At 47.2% G+C, this 7726-nt stretch carries 5 protein-coding genes and 1 tRNA gene; 2 read left to right on the plus strand and 4 right to left on the minus strand.

All coding sequences use genetic code 11. The features are described from left to right. Positions 1-533: 533 nt before the first annotated feature. Both ABGY95_RS07260 and ABGY95_RS07265 read right to left on the minus strand, forming a co-directional pair. A tRNA-Met gene (locus ABGY95_RS07260) sits at positions 534-608 on the minus strand. A gap of 97 nt (positions 609-705) precedes the next feature. Continuing rightward, positions 706-1584, minus strand: coding sequence for an alpha/beta hydrolase (locus ABGY95_RS07265; protein ID WP_347441023.1), 879 nt, complete (start codon positions 1582-1584; stop codon positions 706-708). A 166-nt stretch (positions 1585-1750) separates the two neighbouring features. On the opposite strand from ABGY95_RS07265, the gene ABGY95_RS07270 reads away from it, so the two are divergent. Continuing rightward, on the plus strand, positions 1751-3265 hold the full coding sequence (locus tag ABGY95_RS07270; protein ID WP_347441024.1) for a peptidase S10: 1515 nt from the start codon (positions 1751-1753) through the stop codon (positions 3263-3265). Next, complete coding sequence (locus ABGY95_RS07275) at positions 3265-3450, plus strand: hypothetical protein (RefSeq protein ID WP_347441025.1); 186 nt, start codon at positions 3265-3267, stop codon at positions 3448-3450. The genes ABGY95_RS07270 and ABGY95_RS07275 overlap by 1 nt, the downstream gene beginning before the upstream one ends. Positions 3451-4233: 783 nt before the next feature. Here ABGY95_RS07275 and ABGY95_RS07280 read toward each other — a convergent pair. Then, on the minus strand, positions 4234-6063 hold the full coding sequence (locus tag ABGY95_RS07280; RefSeq protein ID WP_347441026.1) for an alpha-L-fucosidase: 1830 nt from the start codon (positions 6061-6063) through the stop codon (positions 4234-4236). Between the two features lie 135 nt (positions 6064-6198). Next, on the minus strand, positions 6199-7575 hold the full coding sequence (locus tag ABGY95_RS07285) for a sulfatase-like hydrolase/transferase (RefSeq protein ID WP_347441027.1): 1377 nt from the start codon (positions 7573-7575) through the stop codon (positions 6199-6201). Between the last annotated feature and the right edge of the window lie 151 nt (positions 7576-7726).

The following is a 7726-nucleotide window of genomic DNA, read 5'->3' on the forward strand; positions in this document are numbered from 1 at the left end:
AAGGTAAATTCAAGGAGCAGGTTAAAACTCAAGTCAGGAGTTTGGCTAAGAGGCAGACGAGGATTCAGAAATACTTCAACTCATCAAAAATATCCTATGCTGCCTTATTTTCCGCCCCATTAATAACCTCTGTGAACATTACTCATATCTACGGGCTTTGCCAAAGGCGAGTACTGTGGGTGACTAGACATCAAATCTATAGTGCATAACAGTGCGAAAAAGCACCACAAACTCAAGGACTACAGTTACTCATTGAGCTGCTATGCAATGACTGTGATTAAGCAGCTAGAATTTCAATATAAACTGCAATTACTAACAACGTTAAAGATAGCTCCTCAGTAAAGTCTACCTCCCCAAAAAAAGCGTCGTCGGGAGACTAAACAAGCAGAAAATTAAGAAGAATAGCTTCATCACATTGGCAACACTAAAAACTGGATCTCTAGCAACCTCCAGCCCACTATCTGCTGGAATTGATTTTAAGTTTAGGGCAACAAAAAAACCGTAATGCCTACAGCTACGGGAACTTATTTAAATGGTAGCAGGTGAGAGATTCGAACTCTCGACCAATGGACTATGATTCCACTGCTCTACCACTGAGCTAACCTGCCATTCATTTGTTACTGTCTGAAGATCTCACCTCGGACGAGCAGGGATTTACCCCAAGTGCCCCGTCCTGTCTACAGAAAAGTGGATAATTTTTAAATCTTATGGAGCTAAAGTCTGGTTCATCCAGCGCAAGAGCTGGGTGCGGTATTTCCCTTTTTCTACAAAAAAGCAATTCACGTGATCTCCACCCTCGACTCGTATTAACCGTTTTGGAGGATTTGCCGCTGCCACTAGCTTCTCCGCTTGAGCAAATGGGATTGTCGAGTCAGCAGAACCGTGCACCACAAGAACTGGCATGCCCTTTGGCAATTTTTTCACGTAAACGCAGGGATCATAGGTATCAGTCACCACCTTTCGCGCTCGGGGCCCAGCCACACGTTCGGCCATATCCTTATAAGAAGCAAAGGTTGAATCTACGATCACGGCTTTTAGTTTCTTCGGAGCCGACTCAGCGAGCGCTGCGATGGACTTTGCCCCACCTAAACTATGACCAAAGGAAATAATTCCATCCACATCCTCTCTCCCAGCGGCATAGGCAAATGCGGCCTTGGCATCTTCGACTGCTCCCTCTTTCGAAACCTCACCCTCAGATTTTCCATAACCACGGTAGTCGTACATCATCACGTTGTAACCTGCATCCACCAGCCAATACACGAAGACAACATGGTGCGGTAAGGAACCCGCGTTACCATGTGAATAGACAATTGTTGCCTTGGCTGATTTTTTCTGGGTCGGAAGCCACCATCCATGAAGCTTGACTCCATCACTAGCCTTGAATGTCACATCTTCATAGGCATAGCCGTGCTTGGCTGGTGTGAACGGTGCGTCTTTAGTTGGATAGTAAAAGAGGCGGTCCCCACCACCTTTCCCCATCAAACCCAGCACGACTGCACTGCGCAAATCAGTCTCCGAGGCGCAAGAAACCAAGCTTAATTGGCTGAGTAGACAAAGGGAAGTAATGAGGCGCTTGATCAACATGATTTAGAGTTAGCATAGATGCCTGTACTTGGATAGCCCGCTCATTCCCCCTCCTTCAGCAACCCAATTTAAATAGCAGACAAGAGCCAGTCCCCCCCCGCGTACTATTGATCCCAAAAGCGGGTATAATGCTTAAGACCGATGAGTTAGATTTCCTTAAGAATTGATGACAGAAGAGCGATTCTCTGCTTGTTTATTCCTTATGCATTGGACATCACCACTCACTCTTCTTGTTGGCCTTCTACTCACTGTCACCAGCGGCAGCGCGGCAGACAAAAAAGACCCTGCTAAAGCTGAGCAGAAAAAGCCAGTCAGCCGAGACGGATCAGTCACGATCGCAGGCTCGAAGGTCGACTACATTGCAACGACTGGCGAGCTCTTACTCAAGAATGACAAAGGCGATGACCAAGCCAGTATTTTTCACGTCAGCTACATCAAAAAAGGGGTCAAAAATATCAGCACTCGCCCCGTTCTATTCGCCTTCAATGGTGGTCCCGGCTCCTCATCTGTCTGGCTCCACATCGGAGCTCTAGGGCCCAAGATCATCCCCACTTCCCCGGACGGCACCAAGGCCCTAAATCCTCCTATCACCGTGGTGGAAAACCCGCAGTCTATTCTCGATGTCGCGGACCTCGTATTTGTCGATCCAACCGCGACTGGACTCTCACGCCCGACAGACAAATCGAAACAATTCTTTGGAGTCACTGGCGACCTCGACTCGATGTCCGACTTTATCCGCCGTTGGGTGACCCAGCACAAGCGTTGGTCTTCCCCAAAATTCGTACTCGGCGAAAGCTACGGTTCACTCCGTGCCGCAGGTCTCTCAGACAAGTTACAAAAGCGCTACGGCATGCACCTAAATGGAGTCATTTTACTCTCAGGACTACTCGACTACCGCACGCTGAGCCCAAGCCAGGGAAACGATCTCTGCTACGCGATCTATCTTCCATCGCTCGCCGCCACCGCGCATTTCCACGGTAAAATTAAAGGCGATAGGGCCACCATCGTCAAAGATGCTAAAGAATTTGCTGCCACCACCTACCGCACAGCTCTCCACCGCGGGCACACGCTCGATGACGCGACCAAACAAAATATTGCGAACAAATTATCCGAACTAACTAGTCTCGATCCTCAGTGGATCATCGAAAACCACCTGCGCATTTCCACCACAAAATTCCGCAAACAACTTCTCAAAAGCGAAGGCAAAGTCCTCGGTCGCTTTGACGCCCGAGTTGCTTGGGATGCGATCAATACTGCGAGCGAGTATCCAGACTACGACCCTTCCTACTCAGTAGTCCACGGCCCTATTGCCACGGCCATGCTCGACTACCTCGGCCGCGACCTAGGCTGGAAAGACGAACGCGTCTACGAAATCATCTCCAGCAAGGTGCACCCATGGAACTGGAACGCTAACAACTCATACGTCAACCTCAGCGGGTCAATCGCCAGCGCACTCAAGCACAATCCAAAACTCCGTGTGTTAGTCCAATGCGGACACACCGACCTAGCGACGCCAGCCAACGGCATACTCTACAGTCTAGACCACATAATGCTGCCCAAAGCGCAACGCGCTAACATAAAGACAGCCTGGTACGATGCAGGCCACATGTTCTATCTGAATCAATCCGATCTAGAGAAAATGCGCAAGGACCTCGTTTCCTTTGTCACTCATGTAGAATAATGCGACTACCATTGAACTACCTCAAAGCCGAGCAATGGAGGCCACCCGTTCTCATCAATAGCCATCAACAGAACGTTGCTAAGCGGGAATTTAGCATACTCAAACTCAAAGGCGCTATAGATCAGAGCCTTTTTCGACAATCCGCCAAGATATCACCCGCTATAACAGCAGTGAATGTGGAGTAAGGGAGGGAACCTTCCTTTTAATCCGCTGCTTATGCTTGAAATTCTAGTTCTACAAAGTTTTCAAAGTCTCATCGATAAAACTTCAAACCTTACAATACAAGAGCTTATGAGTTTCATGAACATTCTAGACATTCACACGGGTGACAGCACTCATGGTAAAACTACATTTTGGATTTTATGGGGCTGATTGTGCGCCCCGGTCGATTTGAAAAAATCCACCAAAGCGATCGCAAAAAGACGAGTGTCCTGCTCTCTTGACCAAGCGAACAACGAAATTCACAGTGGCTCTGACAAACATCACGCATCTTGGCGCCAAGAGGAAGCTCATCGAATTTTATGCGAGCACCCCCTTAAGCGTTCACCACAGCTAGGTGTTTAAGGTCCTACTGAATGAAAAGGACTATGTGACCCTGAGCGAAGTACTTATAAACCTCGAGTAAATGAGGCAGTTCTCCCAAAGCACTACTCCGGAGAATTCACACTACTCAAAGCTAATAGAAACTCACTACTGAGCGACGCTGACAAACATGTGACAAGAGGCATAGCCGCATTCGGATACGGCTACGTACTTGGCAGGAACAAATGTTGAGCATTAAATATGTTTCGACGAACAGAGCACCTAGGAACTAGCCCGCTCGCTTTCATAGTTAAATCTCTATTTGTAGCTCACAACTATTCACTATCTGAAGCTTCTATGTGAGGTGACCTACACCAGCATAAGTCAGTCATACGTCCCCATCTATTTACTACGAGTGCTCAAAATATGCATTAGATTAGAGCTATTTAGCGATATGGTTCAATGCTGATACCTTTTATTCCTATACCCTCACCTATGATATTACGCGGAGTGATTTGAAGTTGGTTTAACCCTGTTTTGGGAATATTCAACACACCTAATGTCACCTTGAAAGTACGCTGGCGTGGTGGCCCAGGCTGGACTTTCTTTTTAGCGTCATAGCCAGACTCGTAGGCAATGAAGGTAATGCTCTCGTCCCCGCTCGATAAAACCCACTCAGAATTCACCGCGTCATTCTGACAAGAATACTCGAGGCTGACGAGATAGTCACCCGCCTCCAGCACATTGATGTCCCAAGTGGCTTTGGCGTCCTTGGATGTCCATTTCTCGACGAAATAATCGTGCTTCCACTCACCAAATTTTTCCATCCATCGGTGCTCGTTGACTTCGCATCCTTCAGTAGAAGCGACCCCTGCCAGTAAAGTAGCTGGAGTTAAGCCGTCGATTTGTTTCGCCTGATTCGTCACCTTGACAGGCCCATCTAGGGTGAGCTTGACCACCGGAATCATGGAAAGATCGCGCCCAACTCGTGATCCAAGATGTATTTCCAGAACGTCACCATCTTTTGAGAATTCTACATTGGAAGAATCGTTGAGAATCGAGGCTGATGTTACGTTTGCTCCCAAGTCCGCCAGGCGCAGCGTTCCGGCGACAGGCCACTCGAAAACATGCAAGTAGACGTCATTGCCTTTCGTCGTTAAATCTCCCCAACTGAAACCTTGGTCGAATGGCGACGCTTCAGTTCCATAGACTGCTTCAGCATGCGCTTCAATCCAGTCTCCAGAAGCAGTCAATGTCTCGATTGCCTTCTCGGGGATCGACCCATCTCCCTTGGGGCCGACATTCAGCATGTAGGAGCCACCACGAGCAATCACCTGCACAAGGCGCTTACAGATAGTCTTGGGAGACTTCCAGTTTTGATCATACCAAGCGTATGACCAAGAATCATTGGTGGTATCCACTGTTTCCCATACTCCGAGATCTGGTCTAACTGGAGGAATATGCATATCTCCCAGAGAAACGTAGTCACCATAGCCCCCACCGATACGACTATTGATCAAGCAATTAGGCTGCAACTTGGTTACTAGATCAACCAGCTGAGAGCTATACTTAGCATCCATATTACCTGGAGTATCAAACCAAATGATGCCTATATCTCCGTAATTAGTCAGGAGCTCAGTCACCTGAGGCACTACCTTATTTTTAAAGTAGACATCAAAATCTTTCGGAGTGTATCCCTCTGGCCGCTCTCCTTTATACTGACCACCGTAGGGTTCTGTCCAATCTTGGTTCTGTGAATAATAAAATCCGAAGCGGACACCTTCTGCGGCACAGGCGTCGGCCAGTTCTTTCATCGGGTCACGCTTAAAAGGAGTGGCTTTGGTGATCGTAAAATCACTCGCCTTAGAGTCAAACATAGCAAAGCCTTCGTGATGCTTCGCGGTGATGATAATACTCTTCATCCCGGCTGCTTTAGCGAGTCTAACTAACTGCTTGGCATCAAAATTTTCAGGGTTAAATTTGCTAGCGGAGGCTTTATAAGCATCCACGGGGATATTCGCCATAACCATCAACCATTCACCTATACCATAGTGGGTCTTTCCTTGCCAGACACCACCCATTTCTGAGTACAGCCCCCAATGGATAAACATCGCGTATTTATCCTCGGTAAACCACTTCAGGCTTTGATGACTGGGCTTGATAAGCTGCTGGCTTTTCTTGCCCCACATCTTATCCATTTCTTCAGCAAAGACAGAGCCGTTGAGACCCAGTGCTGTCAATGCCAGTAAGCTACTTTTTAATAATCTTTTCTTCATAACAATCTATCTAATCAAAATTCTAAAGATCTAGGACGGAGAAATCTCACGCTCATAGTTTTTAGAATATCTTACATTTTTCGAGCATCGAGTATCATCCGTTTACAGGATATGCGGTCGATTTTATCTCAAATTCTATTTTGTTCTTTCAGCAGAAAAAGTATCTTTATCTGGGCCCGCTGGCAAGGTTGCTGTCCAGTCAGTGAGTTTTTTTGTCAGGCTAGCCAGGACTTCCGCGTGATTGGCCTTCAAATCATTTTTCTCATAGGGATCCGCCACAATATCGTAGAGTTCGAAGTACTTCAAATTTCTATCAGTAACGAGCTTCCAATTCTGATCCACAACCGCGTAACCAACCCAATGATCAGGTTTATCTTTGGACCCAGGCCACTGATTGTCCATTTTCCAGAAAAGTGGCTTTTCACGTTTTACCGAGGCTTTTCCCATCAGCACGCTCACCTGGCTCAAGCCGTCAGGCTCATAACCGACTGGCAACTCAGCACCAGCAATCTCACAAAATGTGGGGAGAAGATCCACAGCTGAAATCAGTGAGCTTTCATCCACCTTTCCCGCAGCAATATGCTTCGGCCAACGGGCCAAAAATGGCACACCGATACCACCTTCAAACAGAGACCCTTTATACCCCTTACGGCCACCTGTAATTCCCTTTGCTCCACCAAGCCCGTACCCTGCGCCCGTCGCGGTATCGTGCTTCAACGTTAACGGCACGTTCCCAACGCCTCGCGCTGGACCATTGTCAGAGGAGAAAATCACCAGTGTATTGTCAGAAATATTAAGCCTTTCTAGAGTATCTAAAACCTCACCTACTCGGTCATCTGCATGGGATAAAACCGAAGCATAAATATTATCAGCCTCATTTAGATTCGGAAACCTCCAGCGATATTTAGGGACCGTATGAAACGGCGTATGTGGCTCATGAATCCAAAGGTTTATAAAGAACGGCTTTTCAGCTTTATTAGTTTCCTCTATGAACGCAATGGCGTTGCGTGCGTCTTCATGCACTGGCATTTGCTCTCCAGCGCAGTTAAAGGCTCCGTATGTGTCATAGCCATATTGGCTGGGCAACGGCGAATCTGAAATCATATTGTTAGATAGATGCCACTTACCAAAATGCGCAGTGGCGTAACCAGCTTTCTGGAGCATCCTAGGTAATAGCGGTGCTGTAAGACTCAGCCAGTCCGGCATATTACGTTTGGCATTACTAGAGGCCCAAGCAAAATGGCCGTCAATGCTGTAGCGCGCTGGGAAATGCCCAGTCATGACTGCTGCTCGACTAGGAGAGCAAACTCCACTAGCAACTGTAAATCGGTGAAAGTCGGTCCCTTCAGCAGCCAATCTATCTATGTTTGGAGTCTTTACATATGGATGGCCGTGGCAACTTAGATCGCCCCAGCCCCAGTCATCGGCAAAAATAAATAGGATATTCGGTTTATCTTGAGCGAAGACCGAAGAAGACAACATTGTTAGTAGTAGTATTTTTAATCTTTTCATGGGAAAATAAATTTAATGTTAGAGCTCTTAGTTAGATCAGCATTTGCAGGAATATTGTAGGTCCTGCTCCATAGTTGAGTCATTGGATCGTAGTCGCATTGCCAAAAGTCGTTGCCATGAACGCTTTGATCCAATGGCTTACCATCAATCA

This window comes from Rubritalea sp., assembly GCF_039830215.1.
Taxonomy (GTDB): domain Bacteria; phylum Verrucomicrobiota; class Verrucomicrobiia; order Verrucomicrobiales; family Akkermansiaceae; genus Rubritalea.